General features: G+C 70.2%; 23 protein-coding genes. 9 read left to right on the top strand and 14 right to left on the bottom strand.

All coding sequences use genetic code 11. The features are described from left to right. Positions 1 to 96: 96 nt before the first annotated feature. On the bottom strand, positions 97 to 1098 hold the full coding sequence (locus ACFHNC_RS04435; RefSeq protein WP_437168222.1) for an LLM class flavin-dependent oxidoreductase: 1002 nt from the start codon (positions 1096 to 1098) through the stop codon (positions 97 to 99). Between the two features lie 74 nt (positions 1099 to 1172). Here ACFHNC_RS04435 and ACFHNC_RS04430 point away from each other — a divergent pair, with 74 nt between their 5' ends. Next, positions 1173 to 2402, top strand: coding sequence for a glycosyltransferase (locus ACFHNC_RS04430; protein WP_437168009.1), 1230 nt, complete (start codon positions 1173 to 1175; stop codon positions 2400 to 2402). Here ACFHNC_RS04430 and minE read toward each other — a convergent pair. From minE to minC, 3 genes are all read right to left on the bottom strand, one after another. Continuing rightward, positions 2399 to 2692, bottom strand: coding sequence for a cell division topological specificity factor MinE (gene minE / locus ACFHNC_RS04425; RefSeq protein ID WP_437168008.1), 294 nt, complete (start codon positions 2690 to 2692; stop codon positions 2399 to 2401). The genes ACFHNC_RS04430 and minE overlap by 4 nt on opposite strands. After that, the gene (gene minD, locus ACFHNC_RS04420; RefSeq protein ID WP_437168007.1) at positions 2689 to 3507 is read right to left on the bottom strand and encodes a septum site-determining protein MinD; all 819 of its coding nucleotides are present in this window, start codon (positions 3505 to 3507) and stop codon (positions 2689 to 2691) included. The genes minE and minD overlap by 4 nt, the downstream gene beginning before the upstream one ends. Positions 3508 to 3573: 66 nt before the next feature. After that, positions 3574 to 4344 carry a septum site-determining protein MinC gene (minC, locus tag ACFHNC_RS04415; protein WP_437168006.1) on the bottom strand — a complete coding sequence of 257 codons (771 nt, stop codon included), beginning with the start codon at positions 4342 to 4344 and terminating at the stop codon, positions 3574 to 3576. Positions 4345 to 4579: 235 nt separating this feature from the next. Between minC and ACFHNC_RS04410 the strand changes: the two genes are divergently transcribed. From ACFHNC_RS04410 to ACFHNC_RS04395, 4 genes are all read left to right on the top strand, one after another. After that, positions 4580 to 5017: an acyl-CoA thioesterase gene (locus ACFHNC_RS04410; protein WP_437168005.1), complete on the top strand. Its 438-nt coding sequence runs from the start codon at positions 4580 to 4582 to the stop codon at positions 5015 to 5017. Positions 5018 to 5121: 104 nt separating this feature from the next. Further along, complete coding sequence (locus ACFHNC_RS04405) at positions 5122 to 5964, top strand: hypothetical protein (RefSeq protein WP_437168004.1); 843 nt, start codon at positions 5122 to 5124, stop codon at positions 5962 to 5964. A gap of 57 nt (positions 5965 to 6021) precedes the next feature. After that, positions 6022 to 6999: a D-2-hydroxyacid dehydrogenase family protein gene (locus ACFHNC_RS04400; protein WP_437168003.1), complete on the top strand. Its 978-nt coding sequence runs from the start codon at positions 6022 to 6024 to the stop codon at positions 6997 to 6999. Next, entirely contained in the window at positions 6996 to 7826 is an 831-nt protein-coding gene (locus ACFHNC_RS04395) for an alpha/beta hydrolase (protein WP_437168002.1), read from the top strand. Before ACFHNC_RS04400 ends, ACFHNC_RS04395 begins: the two co-directional genes overlap by 4 nt. A gap of 1 nt (position 7827) precedes the next feature. On the opposite strand, the gene ACFHNC_RS04390 is transcribed toward ACFHNC_RS04395, so the two are convergent. Then, complete coding sequence (locus tag ACFHNC_RS04390) at positions 7828 to 9039, bottom strand: Zn-dependent hydrolase (protein ID WP_437168001.1); 1212 nt, start codon at positions 9037 to 9039, stop codon at positions 7828 to 7830. Between the two features lie 77 nt (positions 9040 to 9116). Between ACFHNC_RS04390 and ACFHNC_RS04385 the strand changes: the two genes are divergently transcribed. Then, the gene (locus ACFHNC_RS04385) at positions 9117 to 9503 is read left to right on the top strand and encodes a RidA family protein (RefSeq protein WP_437168000.1); all 387 of its coding nucleotides are present in this window, start codon (positions 9117 to 9119) and stop codon (positions 9501 to 9503) included. Here the strand turns inward: ACFHNC_RS04385 and ACFHNC_RS04380 are convergent. Continuing rightward, positions 9500 to 10453: a tripartite tricarboxylate transporter substrate binding protein gene (locus ACFHNC_RS04380; RefSeq protein WP_437167999.1), complete on the bottom strand. Its 954-nt coding sequence runs from the start codon at positions 10451 to 10453 to the stop codon at positions 9500 to 9502. The genes ACFHNC_RS04385 and ACFHNC_RS04380 overlap by 4 nt on opposite strands. A gap of 123 nt (positions 10454 to 10576) precedes the next feature. Between ACFHNC_RS04380 and ACFHNC_RS04375 the strand changes: the two genes are divergently transcribed. After that, the gene (locus ACFHNC_RS04375; protein ID WP_437167998.1) at positions 10577 to 11644 is read left to right on the top strand and encodes an LLM class flavin-dependent oxidoreductase; all 1068 of its coding nucleotides are present in this window, start codon (positions 10577 to 10579) and stop codon (positions 11642 to 11644) included. A gap of 20 nt (positions 11645 to 11664) precedes the next feature. Here the strand turns inward: ACFHNC_RS04375 and ACFHNC_RS04370 are convergent, their stop codons facing one another. From ACFHNC_RS04370 to ACFHNC_RS04345, 6 genes are all read right to left on the bottom strand, one after another. Beyond that, positions 11665 to 12090: a VOC family protein gene (locus tag ACFHNC_RS04370; protein ID WP_437167997.1), complete on the bottom strand. Its 426-nt coding sequence runs from the start codon at positions 12088 to 12090 to the stop codon at positions 11665 to 11667. A gap of 80 nt (positions 12091 to 12170) precedes the next feature. Further along, positions 12171 to 12935: an SDR family NAD(P)-dependent oxidoreductase gene (locus ACFHNC_RS04365; protein WP_437167996.1), complete on the bottom strand. Its 765-nt coding sequence runs from the start codon at positions 12933 to 12935 to the stop codon at positions 12171 to 12173. Continuing rightward, on the bottom strand, positions 12932 to 13906 hold the full coding sequence (locus ACFHNC_RS04360) for a 3-hydroxyacyl-CoA dehydrogenase family protein (RefSeq protein WP_437167995.1): 975 nt from the start codon (positions 13904 to 13906) through the stop codon (positions 12932 to 12934). The genes ACFHNC_RS04365 and ACFHNC_RS04360 overlap by 4 nt, the downstream gene beginning before the upstream one ends. 80 nt (positions 13907 to 13986) lie before the next feature. Next, on the bottom strand, positions 13987 to 14601 hold the full coding sequence (locus tag ACFHNC_RS04355; RefSeq protein WP_437167994.1) for a DUF2243 domain-containing protein: 615 nt from the start codon (positions 14599 to 14601) through the stop codon (positions 13987 to 13989). Between the two features lie 35 nt (positions 14602 to 14636). After that, the gene (uraH, locus tag ACFHNC_RS04350; RefSeq protein WP_437167993.1) at positions 14637 to 14975 is read right to left on the bottom strand and encodes a hydroxyisourate hydrolase; all 339 of its coding nucleotides are present in this window, start codon (positions 14973 to 14975) and stop codon (positions 14637 to 14639) included. Further along, positions 14972 to 16153, bottom strand: coding sequence for a urate hydroxylase PuuD (locus ACFHNC_RS04345; protein ID WP_437167992.1), 1182 nt, complete (start codon positions 16151 to 16153; stop codon positions 14972 to 14974). The genes uraH and ACFHNC_RS04345 overlap by 4 nt, the downstream gene beginning before the upstream one ends. Positions 16154 to 16377: 224 nt before the next feature. Here ACFHNC_RS04345 and ACFHNC_RS04340 point away from each other — a divergent pair, with 224 nt between their 5' ends. Both ACFHNC_RS04340 and ACFHNC_RS04335 read left to right on the top strand, forming a co-directional pair. Next, a complete protein-coding gene (locus ACFHNC_RS04340; RefSeq protein ID WP_437167991.1) occupies positions 16378 to 17667 on the top strand; it encodes an HlyC/CorC family transporter in 1290 nt (429 codons plus the stop codon). A gap of 105 nt (positions 17668 to 17772) precedes the next feature. Beyond that, positions 17773 to 19539: a hypothetical protein gene (locus tag ACFHNC_RS04335; RefSeq protein WP_437167990.1), complete on the top strand. Its 1767-nt coding sequence runs from the start codon at positions 17773 to 17775 to the stop codon at positions 19537 to 19539. 4 nt (positions 19540 to 19543) lie between these two features. Here the strand turns inward: ACFHNC_RS04335 and ACFHNC_RS04330 are convergent, their stop codons facing one another. Both ACFHNC_RS04330 and ACFHNC_RS04325 read right to left on the bottom strand, forming a co-directional pair. After that, positions 19544 to 20143, bottom strand: a complete 600-nt coding sequence (locus tag ACFHNC_RS04330) for a glutathione S-transferase N-terminal domain-containing protein (protein WP_437167989.1) — start codon at positions 20141 to 20143, stop codon at positions 19544 to 19546. Beyond that, the gene (locus tag ACFHNC_RS04325; RefSeq protein WP_437167988.1) at positions 20140 to 21129 is read right to left on the bottom strand and encodes a LysR family transcriptional regulator; all 990 of its coding nucleotides are present in this window, start codon (positions 21127 to 21129) and stop codon (positions 20140 to 20142) included. The genes ACFHNC_RS04330 and ACFHNC_RS04325 overlap by 4 nt, the downstream gene beginning before the upstream one ends. Between the last annotated feature and the right edge of the window lie 6 nt (positions 21130 to 21135).

The raw sequence follows: 21135 nt of genomic DNA, 5'->3' as shown, positions 1-21135 counted from the left end.
GCGGCTTAACTACGCGCCGCCTCAGGCGGCTTAACTACGCGCCGCCTCAGGCGGCTTAACTACGCGCCGCCTCAGGCGGCTTAACTACGCGCCGCCTCAGGCGGCGACGGGCACCGCCGCACGCGCCTCCGCCAGAATGCCGAAGGACCGCAGACGTGCCGCCGGGTCGTGGACCTGCGCCGTCACCATCAGCTCATCCGCGCCGGTCCGGGCAACGAAATCCACCAGGCCCCGCCGCACCGTCTCCGGCCCGCCGACAATGGAGCAGGACAGCGCATTGTCCAGCATCGCCTGCGCCCGAGGGTCCAGCCGCTCAGCGTAGCCCTCCACCGGGGCGGGCAGCTTACCGGCGCGGCCGGTGCGCAGATTCACGAAGGCCTGCTGCAGGGAGGAGAACAGGAAGCGCGCCTCCGCATCCGTGGGCGCGGCCACCACATTCACGCCGAGCATCACATGCGGCGCCGCCAGCCGGGCGGAGGGCCGGAACCGGGCACGGTAGATCTCCATCGCCTCACGCATCTGCGCCGGGGCGAAGTGGGAGGCGAAGGCATAGGGCAGCCCCAGCATGGCGGCGAGCTGCGCGCCATAGGTGGAGGAGCCGAGGATCCAGGCCTCCACCGCCAGCCCGGCGCCGGGCACGGCCTGCACCGCTTGGCCCGGCTGGGTGGGCTCGAAATAGGCCAGAAGCTCCATCACGTCGCGCGGGAAGTCATCGACATCCGCGGTCAGGTTGCGGCGCATCGCCTGGGCGGCGTGGCCGTCCGTGCCCGGGGCGCGCCCGAGGCCGAGGTCGATGCGGCCGGGATACAGCGCCGCCAGCGTGCCGAACTGCTCCGCCACCAGCAGCGGCGCGTGGTTCGGCAGCATCACGCCGCCGGCGCCGATGCGGATGCGGCTGGTGCCATGCGCCACATGCGCCAGCGCCACCGCGGTTGCCGCGCTGGCGATGCCGGGCATGTTGTGGTGCTCGGCCATCCAGAAGCGGTTGTAGCCAAGCTGTTCCGCATGCCGCGCCAGATCGGCGGAATTACGGAGCGCCTGCCCCGCATCGCTGCCTTCGGGGATGGGCGAGAGGTCGAGGACGGATAGGGTGATCATGTGCGCCATATGGGCATCAGCCCGCGGCGGCAAAACCCTGGCACGCGGGGATGTGCCATGCGCGGGGAGACCGGATGATCGTCCTGCAGACACTCGGCACGCGCGGCGATGTGCAGCCCTTCCTGGCCCTGGCGATCGGCCTGCAGGCAGCGGGATTCCCCGTGCGGCTGGCGACGGCCCCGCGTTTCCAGCCGACCATTGAAGCGGCGGGCGTGCCCTTCGCGCCGCTGCCGGGCGAGATGCTGGAGCTGATCGACACACCGGAGGGCCAGGCCGCGATCTCCGGCCGGCACAAGCTTCTGGCGACCCTGCGCCTGATGCGCGGCCGCGGCCCGATGTTCCGCCGGCTGCTGCAGGCACAGTGGGAGACGGCGCAGGGCGCGGCGCTTCTGGTCTGCCACCCGAAGGCGCTGGGCGGGGCGCATATCGCGGAGCGGCTGGGCATTCCGGCCTTCGTCGCGCTGCCGCTGCCGGCCCTGGCGCCGACACGGGCCTTCCCCTCCCCGCTGCTGCCGTTCGCCGATCTGGGTCCGCTGAACCGGGCGAGCCACGCCCTGATGCTGGGCGCCGCGGCGCGCATGGCCCGCAAGCCATTGCGGGACTGGCGGGCGAAGGCGCTGGGCCTGCCGCCTTCCGGACGCGGCGCGGCGGCCGCCGGGCGGCTGCACGCCTACAGCCCGGCGCTGGTGCCGCGCCCGGCGGATTGGGATGCGCGCACCCATGTCACCGGCGCCTGGGTGCTGCCCGTGGAACCGGCCTGGACGCCGCCGCCGGCCCTGGCCGCCTTCCTGGCTGCGGGCCCGCCGCCCGTGCATGTCGGCTTCGGCAGCCTGCCGACGAAGGATGCCGCGGGGATGGGACGGCTGGTGGCGGAGGCGCTGGCGCTCGCCGGGCAGCGTGGCGTGATCTCAACCGGCTGGGGCGGGCTGGCGCTGGAGGCACCAGGACCGGGCCTGCATGTGGTGGAAGGCGCGCCGCATGGCTGGCTGTTCCCGCGCATGGCGGCGGTGGTGCATCATGGCGGCGCCGGCACCACGGATGCCGGGCTGCGCGCCGGCTGCCCCTCCATCCTCTGCCCCTTCTTCGGCGACCAACCGTTCTGGGGCCGAAGGGTGCAGGCGCTGGGGGCCGGGCCGGCGCCAATCCCCTTTCGCGCGCTGACGTCGCCTCGGCTGGCGGCGGCCATCCGGCAGGCGGTCAGTGACCCGGCAATGAGCGATTCGGCCGCGCGCATTGCGGTGCGGATGGCCGGCGAGGATGGGGTGGCCGAGGCCATCCGCATCCTGCGCCAAGCCCTGGCCTAGCCGGCCGCGGCGCGCCGGTTCGCGGTGGCGGGCGGGCCGGGCAGGTCGATCTCGATGGCCAGCGTAGACATGTCCCCGCCCCGGTCCAGCGAGACATTCACCCGCCCCGGATCGATGGCGACATAGCGCGCCACCACCGCCACGATCTCCATCTGCAGCTTCGGCAGGAAATCCTCCCGCGTCCGCCCGATGCGCTCATGCGCCAAAACGATCTGGAGCCGTTCCTTGGCGTTGGACGCGGTCGGCGGCTCGGGCTTGCGGCCCTTGAAGAGATCAGCGAGCCAGCTCATGCCGCCCTCCCCCCGAACAGACGTGAAAACAGGCCCTTCTTCACGGGCTCCAGGAACCGGTGCTCGATCTTGTCGCCCAGGAAGCGGCCGACCGCATCCTTGTAGGCCTGACCGGCGGCGCTTTCCTGGTCCATGATCACCGGATTGCCGGTGTTGGAGGCCTTCAGCACGCTCTCGCTCTCCGGGATCACGCCGAGCAGCGGGATGGCCAGGATTTCCCGGATATCCTCCAGCTTTAGCATCTCGCCACGCTCAACGCGGGTGGGGTCGTAGCGGGTGACCAGCAGGTGCTCGCGCACCGGCTCCCGCTTGTCCTCGGCGCGCTTCGACTTGGATTGCAGCACGCCCAGGATGCGGTCGCTGTCGCGGACGGAGGAAACCTCGGGGTTCGTCACGATGATCGCCTGGTCCGCGAAGTACAGCGCCAGCAGCGCGCCCTTCTCGATGCCCGCCGGGCTGTCGCAGACGATGAAGTCGTGATCCTTCGAGAGTTCCTCGATGATCTTGCCGACGCCTTCCTTGGTCAGCGCATCCTTGTCCCGCGTCTGGCTGGCCGGCAGGATCGAGAGCGTGTCGACGCGCTTGTCCTTGATCAGCGCCTGGTTCAGCCGCGCCTCGCCGCTGATGACGTTGACGATGTCGAACACCACGCGGCGCTCGACGCCCATGATCAGGTCGAGGTTGCGCAGCCCCACATCGAAATCGATGACCACGGTCTTCTTGCCACGCTGCGCCAGGCCGGTGGCGATGGCGGCCGACGATGTCGTCTTGCCGACCCCCCCCTTGCCCGACGTGACCACGATGATTTCCGCCATGCTGACCCCCATCAACCGCGACCCCGTGGGGCGCGCCGCAACCATTCAAAACCGACCTCGGTGGCGTCAGCCGACCGGGTCGAACCGCATATGCTCGCCGACCAGCCGCGCCTGCACGGTCTTGCCGATCGGTGCCTCCCCCAGCCCTTCCCGCACCGCGTAATAGCCGGCGATGGAGACGAGTTCGGGGTCGAAATTCAGCGCGAAGACGCGCGCTTCCGCATTGTCCTGGCCACCGGCGATGGCGCGGCCCAGCAGGCGGCCATAGACGTGGATGTTGCCATCCGCGATCACTTCCGCGCCGCGATTGACGGTGCCGACGATGATCAGGTCTGTGCCTTGCGCCCAGATGCGCTGGCCGGCGCGAACCGGCTGGTCCACCACCATGGCGGCGCGCAGCGCGGGCGCCTCGGCGGGCGGCGCGGGTTGCGGCGCGGCCGGGGGCGGCGGCATGGGGGCGCCGGGGGGCGCCATCGGCACATCCTCCTCCCGCGCGCCGCCGGCCTGGCGCAGCGGCGGCAGGCCGGCGCCCTGGGCTGCGATCCGCATCTCAGGCGTGCCACCGGTGGTGCCGATCGGCACGATCTCGATGGCGCGGAGCCCCTGCACCAGGGCGGCGAAATCCACCTCCTCCGGCCGCGCGGGAATGTCGTCCAGCCCGATCACCACGGGGGCGAAGCGCAGGAAGCCGGGGGCGCGGCGGAACTGGTCGCCCAGCGCGGGCACCAGGGCCTCCACCCGGTGGTCCAGCAGCCGCATCACGAGCAGATTGAAATTCGCCCCCCGCAGGCGGAAGGGCTCAAGGCGCGAGGCGGAAGGCTGGTGCGCGGCGGACATCGCGAGGGGGGATTTCCCGGGCCAGGAGGTGCAGGATCGAAGGGAGGGTCGGCGTAATCCTGCTCTATACCGGCCCCGGGACGGAGAGCGAAGCCTTCTCACGCAGGCATGACACTTTGCAGATGCTTGGCGCCTGACTCTGCGATGCTGCATCAGGCCCGAATCGAGGGGTAGGCCCCTTCACCCGGCCGCGTGGCTGTTGTTCCCTATCCCCGACATGGGCGGAGCGCGAGGGATGACCAAGAAGCTTCCGGAGCGGGCGGATTACCGCTTCTTCCTGGATATCCCGACCCGCTGGATGGACAACGACATCTACGGTCACATCAACAATGTGACGTATTATTCCTATTTCGATACGGTGGTCGCGCGCTTCCTGCTCGGCAGCGGCGCCATCAACCTGGTGGACAGCGCGGTGATTGGGGTGGTGGTTGAGACGCAATGCCGCTTCCACGCGCCCATCGCCTTCCCGGACGCCGTGACTGCCGGGCTGCGGGTGGAGCGCGTGGGCAATACCTCGATCCGCTACGGCATCGGCATCTTCCGCGGCGAGGCGCAGCAGGTGTGCGCGGAAGGGCATTTCGTGCATGTCTATGTGGACCGCGCGACGCAGCGCCGGCCGACGGCGCTGCCCGAGATATTGCGGCAGGCTGCTACCGCAATCCTTGCGCCTTGATGAAGCGAGACAACCAGAGGTTGCGGCGCTTTCTTCCAGCCGTTAGCCTCCGTCCGTGCCCGTGATGAGGATCGGATGACGCGAGCCGGCAGGTCCTTTCCCGCATGAGCGCCACCGGCCTGCTGCCGGGATGGCGCCTGGCCCCGGCAGCCCGCGCGGACGCGGAGCCGGTGCTGTCCGTCCACGCCCTGCGCTATCTGGCGGAGGGCGGGCCAGGCGCCCTGCCCGCGATCGCCGGGCTGCGCCTGCAGGCTGTGGGGCTGGCCGGCGCCGAACAGGGCTTCGATCCCGCCACCGGTCTCACCTTCCTGCGGGACCTGCCGCCCGGCCCGCGCCGCATCCTGGTGACGGACCCGCAGCGCCGCTATCTGCCGGCGGCGCTGACCGTGGTGGTCCCGTCCCGCTTCCCGGCCCGGCCGACCGCGTCCCCACCGCCAGGCGGGGCATCGGCGGGCAGGGCGCCGCTCCGGGTCTCCGTCCGGCTGCGTCCCTCGCCCAGCCGCGCCATCCCGGACGGGATGACGGCGGTGATCGGGCGGCTGCGGGACCGGCAGGGCCGCGGCATCGCCCTCGGCCGCCTGGAATGCGCCACCCTGCTGCACGGCAAGCCGGTGCGGCTTGTTATCTGGACGGATGCCGATGGCAGCTTCGCCTTGCACCTGCCCGGCGAGGCGACGCGGCTCGATGCGCCCCCACCGCCGCCGGTGGCCCGCGCGCTGGAGGTCCGGGTGCCGGTGCCGGCCCTGGCGGCCGCGCTGGCGGCGGACTTCCTCGGCGCGCTGCCGGATGGGCTGGACGGCATGGCGGAGGGGCGGGAGGCACTGCTGTTCACCCCCTGCCCCGTGCAACTGCGCGCCGCTGATGGCGCACCCGGTGATCAGCCACCCAGCCTGCTGCCGATCCGCCCCGGCCGCACCATCCGCTGGGACCTTGTCACCCCCCATTGACGGCACGGCGCCGCGGACCGCATTCCGGGCCAGATTGATCCGGAAGGAACCCATGGCATGGCAACGCTGAACAGGCTGGCGATCCTCGATGACTTCCAGGGCGTCGCCCGGGAGTTGGGCCCCTGGAACCGGCTGCCGCCGGGCCTGCAGATCGAGTTCTTCGAGGATGCGCTGGCCGACCAGGATGCGCTGGCAGCCCGGCTGTTGCCCTTCGACGCCATCCTGGGCATCCGGGAACGCACGCCCTTCCCCGCCGCGCTGCTGAAGCGCCTGCCGAATCTGAAGCTGCTGATGACGACCGGGGAGCGTAACCGCGCCTTCGATGTCGCCGCCGCCACTGCCCAGGGCGTTACCGTCTGCGGCACGCCGAGCAGCGGCGCGCCGACCGTGGACATCACCTGGGGCCTGATCCTCGGCCTGCTGCGCGACCTGCCGGCACAGACCGCCAGCCTGCGCGCCGGCACCTGGCAGGCCAAGGGCGCGCCCAACAGCGTCGGCACAGCGGCGGAGGGGCTGACGCTCGGCATCCTCGGCCTCGGCAAGCTTGGCACCCGCGTGGCCAAGGTGGGCCAGGCCTTCGGCATGAAGGTGATCGCCTGGAGCCAGAACCTGACGGCGGAGGCGGCCGTCGCGGCCGGCGCGACGCGGGTGGAGAAGGCGGAGCTGTTCGCGCAGGCGGATGTGGTGACGCTGCACATGATCCTGTCCGACCGGTCCCGCGGCATTGTCGGCGCGAGCGAATTGGCCGCGATGAAGCCCAGCGCCTACATCGTGAACACCAGCCGCGGCCCGCTGATCGACCAGCCCGCGCTGATCGCGGCATTGACCGAGGGCTGCATCGCCGGCGCCGGGCTCGACGTGTTCGACCGCGAGCCGCTGCCGCTGGACCATCCGCTGATGTCCTGCCCGAACACGCTGCTGACGCCGCATCTGGGCTATGTCTCGCGCCAGAATTTCGGCGCGTATTTTGCCGGCGCGGTGGAGACGATCGAGGCCTATCTGGCCGATGCGCCGATCCGCGTGCTGACGCCATGAGCGCCCTTCCCGGCTTCTGGGCCGCAGCCAGCCAGGCGGAACGCGATACCGCCTATAACAATGCCGAAGCGGTGGCGGACAGCACCGCGCTGGTGGCGGACCGCGATGCGGCGGCGGAGGCGTTTCGCGCCGCCCATCCCGGGCATCTCGACCTGGCCTATGGCGAGGGCGAGCGGGAGGCTTGGGACCTGTTCCCCGGCCGGGACCCGGCGGCGCCCTGTCTGGTGTTCATCCATGGCGGCTATTGGCAGCGCAACCGGCGCGAGAATTTTTCGCATCTCGCGGAAGGCGCGCTGGCGATGGGCTGGTCCGTGGCCTTCAACGGCTACACGCTGGCACCGGCCGCGACGCTGACGCAGATCGCCTGGCAGGTACACCGGGCGCTGGATTGGCTTTCGGCGCATGGCGCACAGCATGGCATTGGCGGGCCGCTGGTCGCCTCCGGCTGGTCCGCCGGCGGGCATCTGACGGCGCTGGCGCTGGAGCATCCGGCGGTGACGGCGGGGCTGGCGATCTCCGGTATTTTCGAACTCGCACCGATCCGCGACACCTACCTGAACGCCGCGCTGAAGCTGACGGAGACGGAGATCGCGGAGCTTTCGCCGATGCGCCGGCCGGTGGTGCACAAGCCGCTCGCCATCGCCTATGGCACCGCGGAACTGCCGGAGCTTGTGCGCCACAGCCGCGATTTCCATGCGCTGCGCAGCGCCGCCCATGCGCCGGGACCGCTGGTGCCCATTCCGGGCGCGGACCACTTCCGGGTGCTGGAGGCGCTGCGCCAGCCGGGCGGGTCGCTGCTGCGGCTAGCGGGGACGCTGTTGAGCTAGGTCAGGCCGGCGCGTTGTTGCCCAGATAGCGCGCCGCGCCTTCCGCCAGCACCTCGGCGCATTTCGCGAGGTCCTCGTCCTTCGTATCCTCCGCCCAATGGTGGCTGATACCGCCGATGGAGGGGGCGAACAGCATCGCCACCGGCATCACCTTCGCCATGTATTGTGCATCATGCCCGGCGCCGGATGGCATGTGGCGCCAGGCGCCGGGGGCCAGATCCTCCGCCGCTGCGGCCAGCGCGGCCTGCATCGCCGGGTCGCACAGAGCGGGCTTGGACAGGCTCATCGCCTCCAGCGTCACGGTGCAGCGTTCGCGGCGGTTGGCTTCCTGGATGCAGGCGCGCAGGCAGGCCTCCATGCGGTCCAGCACCGGCTGTTCCACGTCGCGGAACTGGAACAGCACCTCAGCCGTGCCGGGGATGATTGAGGCCGCGCCGGGGTCCAGGCTGATGCGGCCGCAGGTCCAGGTGCTGCGCGGGCCGCAGGCGAAGGGCATGCGTTCATCGAGCATGGCCAGCAGCCGCACCGCCGTCAGCCCGGCATCGCGGCGTTCCGCCATGGTGGTGCCGCCGGCATGGTCCTGCATGCCCTCAATGAGGATGCGCCATTGCCAGATGGCGACGATGCCCGTCACCACGCCCACCTGCTGCGCGGCCGATTCCAGCTGCGTGCCCTGTTCGATATGCAGTTCGAGAAAACCCTTGTGACGGCCGGGCTCGAACTGCGTGCGCGGCAGCCCCTCCAGCCCCGCCTCGCGCAGCGCTTGGCGCAGGGGCTTGCCGTGGTAGCGGTTGGCCAGGCGGTCGATCTCGTCCTCCGGCAAGTCGCCGAGGAAGCTGCGGCTGCCGATGAAGCCGCCGTAATGGCCTTCCTCATCGGCGAAGGCGATGACATCCACCGGCAGGCCGCTGCGCGCCAGTGCCACGCCCGCCATCACGCCGAGCGCACCATCCAGCCAGCCGGCCTGGTTCTGGCTTTCGATATGGCTCCCCACCAGCAGCTTCGGCCCCGCGCCGGGATGGCGGCCGATGACGTTGCCGATGCCGTCGATCGACGGCTCCAGCCCGCATTCCGCCATGCGGTCCATCAGCCAGCGGCGGCTTTCCATATCCTCCGGCGAGTAGGTCGGGCGGTGCACGCCGGTCTTGTAGGTGCCGATTTTCCGCAGGTCATGCAGGTCCTTCAGGAAGCGGGCGGTGTCGACCTGCGGCATATCGTGCGACCTTCGGCTGTTGCTTCGGCATGGTGGAACGCGCATCCCTGCCGCGTCCAGAGAAGGAACCCGCCGCCATGCCCGAAATCAGCCGCTTCATGCCGCCCGCCGGCGGCCGGCAGTACCCGCCCTTCGCTATCTCCGTCCGCCATGGCGCCACGCTCTATGTCTCCGGCATCGGGCCGATGGGGCCGGATGGGGTGCCGAAGGATGATTTCGCCGCGCAATTCGCCCTGGTCATCGGCCATCTGCAACGCGCGCTGACCGAGGGCGGCAGCAACATGCGGAGCATCCTGAAGGCGAATGTGCTGCTGACGCGCGTGGGCGATGTGGCGGAGATGAACCGCCTTTATGCCGAGGCCTTCCCCGCCGATGCGCTGCCGGCGCGCACCACCTGCGTGGTGGCGGCGCTGCCGGTGCCGGAATTCCTACTCGAGATCGAGTGTATCGCGGCGGTTTATTAAGACTGCTTCCAGGGCGTGGTGCGCCAGATCTCGCCGTAGGCCGCGTGTTCGCGCTGCACGAAGGCGGTCATCGTGGCGCGGTCCATGTAGCGCAGGATCAGGTAGTCGCGCTCGGTCAGCGCCTTGAACTCCGGGTCCTGCGCGGTCTGGCGCACCGCATCCTCCCAGCGCTGAATGATCGGCGCGGGCGTGGCGGCGGGCAGGGCGAAGCCGCGAGCGGAGCCCGCCTCCAGTTTCCAGCCCCCCTCCCCCGTCGTCGGCAGGTCCGGCGCGCGGTCCCAGCGGTTTTCGGACATCAGCGCCAGCACGCGCAGCGCGCCCTGGATGTGCGCGCGCACGGTCAGGCTGACGGTGGAGATGGAGCCCGCGACATGCCCGCCCTGGACAAGCTGCATCGCCTGGCCCGCGCCCGGCGTCGGCACCCAGGTGAAGCGCACGCCGGCCGCGCGTTCCAACTGCATCAACGCCAGATGCGGCGCGCTGCCGACACCTGCGCCAGCCATCGTCACCGATTCCGGCTGTGCACGCGCGGCGGCCACCAGTTCGGGCAGCGACTTGTAGGGCGAGTTCGGGCCGACAAAGATGGTGTAGGGTTCATCCGTCAGCAGCCCGACATAGGCGAAGCTGTCCACCGTGTAGCGCGGCGTGTTGTCGAACAGCGCCGTCACCAGCGCGGGGAAGGAGACCAGCGCCGCGGTGCGGCCATCTGGTGCGGCGGCGGCCAGTTCGTTCAGCATGATCATGCCCCCGGCGCCGGGGCGGTTCACCACGATGACCTGTTGGCCGAGATACTTCGCGAAGAAGGGCGCCGCCATGCGTGCGGCAAGGTCGATATTCCCGCCAGGCGTGAAGCCCACGAGCAACTGCGTCGGACGATCCTGCGCATGGGCGCGGGAGATGAGGGCGGGCAGGGCAAGGCCGGCGGCGAGAAGGCTGCGGCGCTGGGGCAAGGCAGGAACCTCCGCATGGGGAAGCACCCATCCTAACATCCGCACATTCCCGCGATGCAAGGATTAGGTTGCAGGGATGCAAGGCGCTGGCTACGATTCCTGCAGATGGTCAGGAGCCGCCGCATGCTGCGCTTCAGCAACTTCTTGTTCCCCGAAAGCCGCGACCCCGATCGCGACGCGGATGCGATCCGCGAAGCGATGGATGAGGCGCTGCTGTGTGAGGAGCTGGGCTTCGAGGTTGTATGGCTCGCCGAGCATCATTTTGACGGCAATTGCGCCTATGTCGACCCGGTGACCTTCGCCGCCGCGATCCTTTCGGCGACCAAGCGCATCAAGGTGGGCTTCGCCGTCGCGCAGGTTTCGCTGCACCACCCGACGCGGCTGGCGGAGCAGATGTCGCTGCTCGACAACCTCTCCCGCGGCCGCGTCATCGTCGGCCTCGGGCGCGGCACCGCCTACAACGTCTATGAATACCAGGGCTACGGCATTCCGGCGGAGGAAGCGCTGGAACGCTATGAGGAAGCCGAGGGCATCATGCTCAAGGCCTGGACCAGTCCCGAGGGCATGCGGCATGAGGGCAAGTTCTGGACCCTCAACATCCCGCGCCTGCGGCCCAAGCCCTTCACCCAGCCACATCCCTATGTGATCCGCGCCGCATCCTCCGAAGCCGGCGCGCTACATTTGGCGCGGCGTGGCGTGCCCTTCCTGATGAATGTGCAGTCGCTGGAGACGACGCGCGACCGCCTGCTGCAATATCGCGCCACCATGGCGGATTCGGGTTTCAGCGCGGAACAGGTGGAAGCCTGCCTTCAGGAAAGCTGGTGCTGGCGCAACATCTTCGTCGCGGAGACCGATGCGGAGGCACAGCGCATCGCGGTGCCAAACTTCCTCGCCATGCAGGAACAGCGGAAATCGCTGCGGGAGAAGATCTACCGCGAGCAGGGCATCATCATGAAGAAGGAAACGGTGCCGCCCGCGCGCGTTGACCCGGAGAAGGCGCTGATCGCCGGTTCGCCCGCCACCGTCGCCGCGCGGATGGCAGAGATCGAGGCCACCGGCATCGGCGGCGTCATCGGCAGTTTCCGCCTCGGGCCGATGCCGGCCGATCTCGCCGCGCGGTCACTGCGGCTATTCATGGAGGAGGTGGCGCCGCGCTTCCGCGCGACGCCGCAGGCGCTGGCCGCTGATTAGCCATCGGGGGCGGCGCCGGATCAGTCCGCCGGCGCCATGGCGGCCTGCGCGGCTTCCATGTCCATCCACATGACTTCCCAGATATGGCCGTCCGGATCCTCGAAGCTGCGGCCGTACATAAAGCCGTGATCCTGCACAGGCGTCGGGTCTGCCGCGCCGCCGGCGGCGGTCGCGCGGCGCGCCAGATCATCCACCTCCGCGCGGCTCTCGGCCGAGATGCAGATCAGCACCTCGCACGCCTTGCGGGCATCGACGATCGGCTTGCTGGTGAACTGGCTGAACTTGGCGTGGGTCAGCAGCATCACATGGATGGTGTCAGAGAACACCATGCAGGCGCCGGTCTCGTCGCTGAATTGGGGGTTCTTCCGCGCACCGACTGATGCGTAGAAGGCGACCGAGCGCGGCAGATCGGTGACGGGCAGGTTGACAAAGATAAGCCGAGGCATCGCATGGCTCCTGTCTGGCACACCCAAACACTGAACCACTAGGTTAACAAATGCAATGCCCCGGCTGGCTCACATGCGCGTCAGGTGGTCAGCCCGCCATCCACCACGACGGTCTGGCCGGTGACCATGGCGGCGCCGGCGAGAAGGAACACGATCACCTCAGCAAGGTCTTCCGGCGTGCAGCGGCGCTTGAGCAGCGCGCCCTCGATCGAGGATCGGCGCTGTTCCTCCGTCCATTCGATCATCCAGGTGCTGTCCACGGCCCCCGGCGCCACGGCGTTCACCCGCACCTCCGGCGCCAGCCCCCGCGCCAGGTTCTTGGTGAGCGAGATGACGCCCGCCTTGGTCGCGCCATAGGCCATGGAAGACCCGGCGGAATTGATGCCGGCGATGGAGGCGATGTTGACCATGGCCCCGTTTGCCGCGCGCAGCGCCGGCCCGGCCGCCTTGGCGCAACGGAACACGCCACGCAGGTTCACCTCCAGCACCGCATCCCACAGCTCCTCCGTCAGCCGGTCGAAGTCGTTCGGCGCGATGGCGGTCGGCGTGCCGGGCGTGCCGGCATTGTTCACCAGGTAGTCGAGCCGGCCGAGCTCGGCCACCGCCTGCCCCACCATCCGCGCCGCATCCGCCGCATCCGCCACATTGCCTGGCGCGGGCAGGATGCGCGCATTGGTCTCGGCCTGGAGGCGCGCGACGGACTCCGCGCCGCGCGCATCGCCGGCCAGGAAATTGATCGCCACGTCGCAGCCGCTGCGCGCCAGCAGCGTCGCGGTGGCCAAGCCGATGCCAGAGGCGCCGCCCGTCACCAGCGCCGCCTTGCCCCGAAGATCATAGGTGATCATTGGTCGCGTCCCTCCCCTGCCAGCGTGCCGATCTGCCGCAGCGCGCGTTTCAGAGCGAGCAGCCGGCGGTCCCGGTCTTCCAACACATCCGCCGTCGCCCCCGGCCAGTCGTAGAAGCCGGCGCCCGCCATCACGCCGGTGCGGCCCTCCGCCACCAGCGCATCCACCGCATCGCATTGCCCGCGCACCGGGGGCGGCGTGTACATGCGGTTCTTCAGGCTGGTCTGGGTGAAGGCGAGGCCGGTGAAATCGGCCTTGGCCAGCACGCCCAGGATCGGCAGGCGCAGTGAAATGCCCTCGATAATCGCGGTGTCGATCTCGGATGCGGTGGCGACGCCTTCATCCAGCAGTTTCTGCACCTCCAGCGCGATGGCGGATTGCACGCGGTTGGCGATGTAGCCCGGCACGAATTTCCGCATCACCACGGGGCGCTTGCCCATGGCGCGGCACAGCGCCACGGCGAATTCCACCACCGCCGGGTCGCAGTCCGGACCGCCGACGATGTCCACCAGATCCACCAGATAGGGCGGCGTGTACCAATGCATGATCAGCGCGCGGCCCTGCCGGCGTGCGGGGATCAGCGGGAAAGGGTCGAGGTAGCTGGTGTTGCTGGCGATGATGGCGTCGGGCGGCGCCAGGCGGTCCACCTCCTCAAACAGGGCGCGCTTGGCGTCCGGCTGCTCGATGATGGCCTCCAGCACCAGATCGGCGTCTTCCAGCGCCTCGGCCAGCACCGGCAGGCGCGTGACCGCGTGGTGCAGCCAATCAGCATCGGCCTCGCGCGGCGCCTCGCCGGCCACCACCAGCGTCTCCAGCGCCGTCTCCATCAGCCCACCGGCCTTGTCCAGCGTGGCCATACTATTGTCGGTCAGCCGCACCTCATGCCCGCCGAGCGCGAAGACCAGCGCCAAGGCGTGGCCCATGGTGCCGGCGCCGATGATGGCGACCTTGATGCCTGTTGCGCTGGCCATGTGTGTTCCCATCCCGAATCCCGGCGGCGAAACTGGCCCGGCCCCGCGTTCCGGGCAAGTCGCGGCTCAGCGAGGCGGCCTCAGCGAGACTGGGGGGCGCGGGTCCAGGCCGCGCAGAAGGCGGGCAGCAGGCCGCCGGCGGCGAGCTGCATCACCGGGTCCACCTCCCGCGGCGGCAGCGCGGCGGCAGGGGCACCGGCCAGGACACAAAGGGCCAGCCCCGCCGCGATGGCGCGCCCGGCGGCCCCACCGTCGCGACCCCGCATCCAGGCGCCGAGCGCCACCGTCACCGCGCCCAGGCCAAAGAACAAAAGGTCCCACGCCAGGACATTGGGCGAGCCGTCGCGAATCCGGTGCAGGCCGAGGATCCAGTGGACCAGCACCGCATCCACCAGGTGCCAGGCGCCGAAACCGATCAGGCAGGCGGAGACCAGCACGCGCCCGGCGCCCGCCGCGGCGGCATGCCGGCGGCGGACCAGCAACAGCCACAGCCCGGCGAAGCCCAGCAGGTAATGCAGGCCGTGGAAGATGCCGTCCCAGAACATCTGGAAGCGCAGATCGGCCGGGTCCGTCACCGCGCTGAGCAGGTGATGCCATTGCAGGATCTGGTGCAGCAGGATGCCGTCGAGGAAGCCGCCGAGGGCGAAGCTGATCAGCAGCGCGGGTAGCGTCAGGCGGCTCGGATGGCTTTGCATGGCCGATCCAACGCAGCCCGCCCGGCCGCGTTCGTTCAGCTTCCGCGATAGGTCGCGTAGGACCAGGGCGAGCAGAGCAGCGGCACGTGGTAGTGCCCCTGCCCCGCCATCAGCCGCACCACGATCGGCACCACGTCCAGGAATCCCGCCCCGCCGAAATGCGCCCCGACATGGAAGCGCAATTCGTAGGTGCCGGGGGCAAAGGTCGCGGCCGTCAGCAGCGGCGCATCGGTGCGGCCGTCGGCATTGGTCACGGCCTGGGTCACCTGTACCGGGCCGGTCGGATCGTGGCGGAACAGCTCGACCGTCACGCCCTCCATCGGCCTGCCGCTGGCGGTGTTCAGGATGTGGGTGGTGAGTGCGGAGGGCTTCATTCGCGCGGCGCCCCGGCGGCGACCCAGGCGATCAGGCTGGCGCGTTCCTCTGCCGTCAATTCGGTCAGGTTGCCGGGGGGCATCGCCTCCGTCGCCACCTGCTGGCGGATGGATTGCGCCCAGCGGCGGATCTGCCCCGGCTCATCCAGCCGCACACCCTTCGGCGCTTCGACGAAGCCCTCCTGCGTCGGCCTTGCCGCGTGGCATGAGGCGCAGCGGGCGGCCATGATGCCCTCGACCTCGGCGAAGGCGGGCGCCGGTGCGCCGGCGGGCGTGCGGGCCGGCATCAGCGCGAAGGCCATGACGCCCACCACCACCGCGGCCGCGGCGGGCAGCGCCAGCGGGTTGCGGCCGAATTGCCGCTGCACGAAGAACTGCCGCACCAGCGCGCCCGCCAGGGTGATGCCGAGCAGCACCACCCAGTTCCACTCGGAACCCCAGGTCATCGGGTAGTGCGGGCTGATCATCAGGAACAGCACGGGCAGCGTCAGGTAGGTGTTGTGGACGCTGCGCTGCTTGCCCCAGCGGCCATATTTCGCATCCGGCACCTGCCCCGCCTGCATCGCGGCCACCATCTTCCGCTGGCCCGGGATGATCACCATGGCGACGTTCGCCACCATGATCGTGCCCGTCATCGCGCCGATCTGCAGGAAGGCGCCGCGGCCGGAGAAGATGTGGCAGGCGGCGAAAGCCGCCACCACCAGCAGCCCGACCCCGAAGGCCGAGAGCCACGTCTCGTTCTCCCCCCATTTCGAGCGGCAGGCGAGGTCGTACACCACCCACCCCGCCACCAGCATCACGGCCGAAATCGCCACCGCCACGCCGGGCGAAAGGTCCATCACCGCCGGGTCCACCAGATAGGTGCTGGCCTGGCCCCAATAGATCAGCATGAACAGCGCGAATCCGCTGATCCAGGTCCAATACGCCTCCCATTTGAACCAGTGCAGCTTTTCCGGCAGGCTGGCGGGGGCGTTGGCGTATTTCTGCTTGTGGTAGAAGCCGCCGCCATGGATCGACCATTGCTCCCCCTTTACCAGGGGGTTGCCGTCCCGCGGCGGGTCGAGCTGGTTGTCCAGGCCGATGAAGTAGAAGCTGGTGCCGATCCAGGCGATGCCGGTGATCAGGTGCAGCCAGCGGATCAGCAGATTCGCCCATTCGGCGAGGTAGGCGAGGTCCATCGTCTCGGGCGTCCTTCGGCCGCGGGGGGATGCCACGTGGCGCATCTTGCATAGCAACATTCGCGCCAGGCGGCGCGGGCGTCCAGCGCCCGCGACCTTGTGTGGCGCCACCCCGCCCCGCCCCCTGCAAGCCCGGCCAGGATTGTGGTAGCTTTTTCATCCGGCAGCCACCCGGCCGTATCTCGCGGCCCGGGCCGCTCCCGTGGCGGAGGTCGTGTCGGTCGATGGACGGAACCAGTCTGGTGATGCTCGGGGTCATCCTGGCATTGCTGTGTGCCTCCGCCATGTTCTCCGGTACGGAGACCGCCTTCACCGCCGCCAGCCGCGCCTTCGTCACCCGGCGCGCCAAGGAAGGCGACCGCCGCGCTGGGACCCTCAGCCGGCTGAGCGAGCGCAAGGACCGGGTCGTGGCGGCCATCCTGGTCGGCAACAACTTGGTCAACACCACCGCCACGGCGCTCGCCTCCGCGCTGCTGATCTCCTGGTTCGGCGAGGGTGGCGTTGCCTATGCCTCCCTGGTGATGACCGCCCTGCTGGTGATCTTCTCCGAGGTGCTGCCAAAGACGCTGGCGCTGCGGTCGCCCGATGCCGCGGCGCTGCGCGTGGTGCCGGTGCTGTCCACCACCATGAAGGTGCTTGGTCCGGTCGCCGACCTCGTGAACCTGGTTGTGCGTGGCACGCTGCGGCTGTTCGGCGTGAAGACGCCGGAAGCCGAGCGCCCCGGCATCACGGAAGATGAGCTGCTCGGCGCCATCGACCTGCACGGCATGGGCCACCAGGGCCCGGCCGATCTCGCTGCCCGCCAGGAACGCGGCATGCTGCGCGGCGTGCTGTCGCTGGACGACATGACGGTGCGGGACGTGATGACCCACCGGTCCCGCGTCGTCGCCCTGAACACGGGGGAGAAGCCGGAGGCGATGCTGGCCAAGGTCCTCGCCTCCCCGCATGCGCGCTTCCCGCTCTGGGGCCGGGATGGGGAGGAGATCCTGGGCGTGGTGCATGCGCGGGACGTGCTGCGCGCCCTGCAGACGGCGCAGGGCGATACGGCCAAAATGGACCTCGTCGCGGTGGCGCAGCCCGCCTCCCTGGTGATCGAGACGCGGCCGCTGCGCGAACAGCTTCAGGAATTCCGCAAGGCGCCGATCAAGATGGCGATGGTGCTGGATGAATACGGCTCCCTCAAGGGCATCGTCACGCTGGAGGATATCGTCGAGGTCGTGGTCGGCCAGATCGTGCAGCGCGGCGAGGCCATCCTCGGCGACCTGTCCGAGAATGGCGAGGTCGAGGTCCGCGGCGACCTGCGGGTGCGGGACATCAACCGCGAGCTCGGCTGGGACCTGCCGGAGGATGAGGCGGCGACGATCGGCGGCCTGGTGGCGGCGCGCCAGCGTGGCATTCCGCAGGTGGGCACGGAGGTCTCCATCGGTCCCTATGTGCTGCGGGTGCTGGAACGCCGTGGCCAGCGGATCGACCGGCTGGTGGTGCGGCCGCTGAACCCTGCGATACCAGCCTGATCTCCACGCCGGTGAAACACCCCGAAACCATCCGCCATGCGCGGCATTGGACCTGCGCCGGGCATCCTGGATAGGCTGGCGGCCAAATCATCCCGGGAGCCTGCCATGCGCCGCCGCCTCGCCATGCTCGTCTTTACCGGCGCCTTCACCGGCGCCCTGGCCCTGGCCGGTGCCGGCGCCGTTGCCCAGGCGGAAGCCGAGCGCCAGCTCGATGCCGCGCTGGAACGCCTGCGGCTGGCCTTCGGGCCGGAGGCGCGGCTGGCGGTCGGGCTGCGGCAGGTGGACCCGGTCACCGGCCGTGCGCGACTTGGCGACCTGACCATCACGGCGCCGACAGAGCGCATTTCCGTCACCGAATTGCTGCTCCAGGACGTGACGGAAAAGCGGCTCGGCCGGGCGGAGGCGCGCTCCATCCTGCTGGTCACAAATATCGGCACGGCGGAGGACCGCTTCGAGGTCGCCCGCCTGGTGCTCGGCGGCATGTCCCTGCCGCCGGCAGGCCAGGATTTCAGCCTGTCCACCTTCGAGCTTGGCGCGATGGAGCTGGAGGCGCTGCGCGGCACCGGCCAGCCGGGCAACCTGACCGTCGGTCGCGCCACGCTGGAGGGCTATGGCCCCGGCGTGCTCGGCGCGGCGTCACTGGAAGGCGTCGATTTCCGCGATAGCGGCAGCGGCGCCCTCGCCTTCCGCCTCGGCCGCGCCGCGGTGCAATCCATGGTGCTGCCGCCGCTGGATGGATCGATGCCGGACCCTCGGCAATTCTCCGTCCAGCTTCTGACGCTGGAAGGGGCGGAGCTGCGCGAGCCGGACAACCAGGTGGATCTGGCGATTGGCCGCTTCGCGCTGCGGGACTGGGTGCCGGGCCGGCTGACCGACCTGGCGGTGGAAGGGGTGCGGGTGGCCGCCCCCTTCGGGGCGCTGGGCGCCGGCGATGTCCGCATCGGGCGCATCGCCTCCCAGGGCATCGACATGGCCGGGACCACCATCGCGCTGATGGATGGGGTGCAGATGCCGGACCCGGTGGTGGGCACGCCACAGAGCGTGGTGTTGGAAGGGCTGTCGGCACAGGCGGGTGGCCAGCCGATCTTCACCCTCGGCCGCACTGCGATCGATGGCTCGATGGATGCAACCGGCCTGGCGGAGACCAGCATGACTTTGCAGGGCCTGCGGGTGACGCTGCCCGCCGGCACCGCCGCCTGGCTGGAACAGCATGGCTACCGCGAGATCGCCGGCGGCCTGGAACTGCGCGCCTCGGCACGGCGGGAGGGTGGCGTGCTGGATATCGCGCCCATCGGGCTACGCTGGGACCGGGCGGCCAGCCTGTCGTTGCGGAGCAACATGACCGGAATGCCGCTGCCCCGGCCGGGCGAGGAGCAGGATGATGATGCGTTCCTGGCGCAGCTGTTGCAGGCCCGGCTGCATGGGCTGACGCTGTCGCTGCGCGACGAGGGTCTGGTTGGCCGCGTCCTGGCCGAGCAGGCGCGCAGCCAGGGGGTGCCGGAGGCGCAGCTTCGCGAACAATTCGCCCAGATGGCGCTCGCCATGCCGATCCCGGGCGCCGCGCCCGCGGCACCGCGCGGCCGTGCGGCGCCGGCCCCAGCCCCGGCGCGCAAGGGCGCGGCCCCGGCAGCGCCCCCGGCGGGCAGTTCCAAGGGGGCGGCAACCCAGGGGTCGGCACCCCAGGCAGCCGGCCCGGCTGATCCGTTCTTGTCGGTGCGTGAGGCGCTGGCCAGTTTCATCCGCCAGCCGGGCGAACTGGAATTCACCCTGCGCCCGCCGCAGCCGGTCAGCTTCGGCGACATGCAGGGCCTGACCGCCGCCGGGCCGGTGGAGACGGCACGGCGGCTCGGCCTGTCTGCCGTGGCGCGCTGAAGGCTCAGCCGGCGGGCGGGGCGGTGCGCGCCATGGCGGGCATCGCGGCGACCTTGGCGTACCAGGCCTCCAGCTTTGGATGGCCCGGGCGCCACGGCTCATTCGGGTAGCGGAAATCGAGGTAGCCGAGGGCGCAGGCGATGGTGATCTCGCCGATCGTCGTCAGCGCGCCCAGCGTCTCCGCCTCCGCCTCCAGCGCATCGATGGCGCGGGTCACCTTGCCCTGCTGCGTCTCGATATAGGTCCGGCGGCCTTCATCCAGCGGCAGCGCAATCTCCCGCCGTCGCGGCTGCGTCGCATCCATGATGCCGTCGCCCAGCGCCTGCTGCCGCAGCGCGGTCCAGCGCGCCGGGCCGGCGGCGGGGAACAGCTTCGGCGCATCGCCGATGCTGTCGAGGTATTCGCAGACCACCGGGCTGTCATACAGCGACAGGCCATCATCCGTGACCAGGGTCGGGATCTTCGACAGCGGGTTGTGCTGCAGCAGCGCCGGGTCCTTGCCGGCCTCCGCCCAGGGGGTGATGCGGCCGTCGATGCCGCGCTGGATGGCGCAGGCCATCGCCTTGCGGACATAGGGGCTGTTGGGGGAGACGGTGAGCTTCATTCGTACGGTTCCTCCTGTGGCGCCGCAGTCTCCGCCGCGCCGCGCATCCCGGCAATATCCGGCGCCCGCCGGCGCAGGCTGCGCCGCAGCGAAGCGGCCTCGCGCCGCGCCGTCTCGGCCACCAGTGCGGCGAAGTCGTCCACGATCCCGGGGCGCGGCTGCCAGGCGGGGAAGAACAGGCCGTAGGGGACCGGGATCGAGCAGGCGAAGGGCCGCATGACCAGTTGCGGCGCCGGGTTGGACAGCACCACGAAGGGGTCCGCCAGCGCCACGCCCAGCCCCTGCGCCACAAGCTGGCAGACCACCACGCCGTTCGATGCCTCGAATCGTGGGCGCGGGGTCAGCCCCGCCTCTCGGCTATGCCGCTCCAGCCCCTGCCGCAGCAGGGATCGTTCATGCGTCACCACCAGATCATGCGCCAGCAGATCGGCCAAGCCGATTTGCCGAAGCTGTGCCAGGGGATGGTCGCGGCGCATCACCACCACCGCCTCCAGCGCGCAGACCGGTTCCACCTTCAGCTTGGGGTGGGCCAGCGGCAGGACGGTGACGCCGAGGTCGAAATGCTCCTGCTCCACCACCGTCTCGGCATCCAGGCGGATGCGCGTGTCGATCAGTGCGGTGAAGTCGGGCACCCGCGCCGCCATGGCGCGCAGCGCCGGGCCGAGCACCACGCTCGCCACCTGCGGCGCCGTCAGCACGCGCAGGTGGCGGTCGCTGCGGCCTTCGCGGATGCCGGCGGCCAGCCGTTGCAACCCATCATGCCCGGCCAGCACCCGCTCGGCCTGCCGGTAGAAGCGCAACCCCTCCGCCGTCAGGGTCAGGCGACGGTTCTCGCGGTGGAACAGCCGGAAGCCGAGATCCGCTTCCAGCGCCGCCAGCAGCCGCCCGACCTGCGGCTGGGTGCGCCCCAGTCGGATCGCGGCCTGGGAGACGGAGCCGCCATCGACGAAGGCACGCAGCGCATCCAGCGACCGGAGGTTGTGCATCCTGTC

This window comes from Falsiroseomonas sp. E2-1-a4, from assembly GCF_051433165.1.
Taxonomy (GTDB): Bacteria; Pseudomonadota; Alphaproteobacteria; order Acetobacterales; family Acetobacteraceae; genus Falsiroseomonas.
This window is presented reverse-complemented; position numbering and strand designations above follow the sequence as displayed.

Coding starts and splice junctions, on each gene's coding strand:
- ACFHNC_RS04340 (WP_437167991.1), top strand. CDS start 16,378: ATGGACGGAACCAGTCTGGTGATGCTCGGGGTCATCCTGGCATTGCTG.
- ACFHNC_RS04385 (WP_437168000.1), top strand. CDS start 9,117: ATGCCCGAAATCAGCCGCTTCATGCCGCCCGCCGGCGGCCGGCAGTAC.
- ACFHNC_RS04365 (WP_437167996.1), bottom strand. CDS start 12,935: ATGATCACCTATGATCTTCGGGGCAAGGCGGCGCTGGTGACGGGCGGC.
- ACFHNC_RS04395 (WP_437168002.1), top strand. CDS start 6,996: ATGAGCGCCCTTCCCGGCTTCTGGGCCGCAGCCAGCCAGGCGGAACGC.
- ACFHNC_RS04360 (WP_437167995.1), bottom strand. CDS start 13,906: ATGGCCAGCGCAACAGGCATCAAGGTCGCCATCATCGGCGCCGGCACC.
- ACFHNC_RS04405 (WP_437168004.1), top strand. CDS start 5,122: ATGAGCGCCACCGGCCTGCTGCCGGGATGGCGCCTGGCCCCGGCAGCC.
- ACFHNC_RS04400 (WP_437168003.1), top strand. CDS start 6,022: ATGGCAACGCTGAACAGGCTGGCGATCCTCGATGACTTCCAGGGCGTC.
- ACFHNC_RS04390 (WP_437168001.1), bottom strand. CDS start 9,039: ATGCCGCAGGTCGACACCGCCCGCTTCCTGAAGGACCTGCATGACCTG.
- ACFHNC_RS04345 (WP_437167992.1), bottom strand. CDS start 16,153: ATGGACCTCGCCTACCTCGCCGAATGGGCGAATCTGCTGATCCGCTGG.
- ACFHNC_RS04355 (WP_437167994.1), bottom strand. CDS start 14,601: ATGCAAAGCCATCCGAGCCGCCTGACGCTACCCGCGCTGCTGATCAGC.
- ACFHNC_RS04435 (WP_437168222.1), bottom strand. CDS start 1,098: ATGATCACCCTATCCGTCCTCGACCTCTCGCCCATCCCCGAAGGCAGC.
- ACFHNC_RS04335 (WP_437167990.1), top strand. CDS start 17,773: ATGCGCCGCCGCCTCGCCATGCTCGTCTTTACCGGCGCCTTCACCGGC.
- ACFHNC_RS04375 (WP_437167998.1), top strand. CDS start 10,577: ATGCTGCGCTTCAGCAACTTCTTGTTCCCCGAAAGCCGCGACCCCGAT.
- minC (WP_437168006.1), bottom strand. CDS start 4,344: ATGTCCGCCGCGCACCAGCCTTCCGCCTCGCGCCTTGAGCCCTTCCGC.
- ACFHNC_RS04410 (WP_437168005.1), top strand. CDS start 4,580: ATGACCAAGAAGCTTCCGGAGCGGGCGGATTACCGCTTCTTCCTGGAT.
- ACFHNC_RS04430 (WP_437168009.1), top strand. CDS start 1,173: ATGATCGTCCTGCAGACACTCGGCACGCGCGGCGATGTGCAGCCCTTC.
- minE (WP_437168008.1), bottom strand. CDS start 2,692: ATGAGCTGGCTCGCTGATCTCTTCAAGGGCCGCAAGCCCGAGCCGCCG.
- uraH (WP_437167993.1), bottom strand. CDS start 14,975: ATGAAGCCCTCCGCACTCACCACCCACATCCTGAACACCGCCAGCGGC.
- ACFHNC_RS04330 (WP_437167989.1), bottom strand. CDS start 20,143: ATGAAGCTCACCGTCTCCCCCAACAGCCCCTATGTCCGCAAGGCGATG.
- minD (WP_437168007.1), bottom strand. CDS start 3,507: ATGGCGGAAATCATCGTGGTCACGTCGGGCAAGGGGGGGGTCGGCAAG.
- ACFHNC_RS04370 (WP_437167997.1), bottom strand. CDS start 12,090: ATGCCTCGGCTTATCTTTGTCAACCTGCCCGTCACCGATCTGCCGCGC.
- ACFHNC_RS04325 (WP_437167988.1), bottom strand. CDS start 21,129: ATGCACAACCTCCGGTCGCTGGATGCGCTGCGTGCCTTCGTCGATGGC.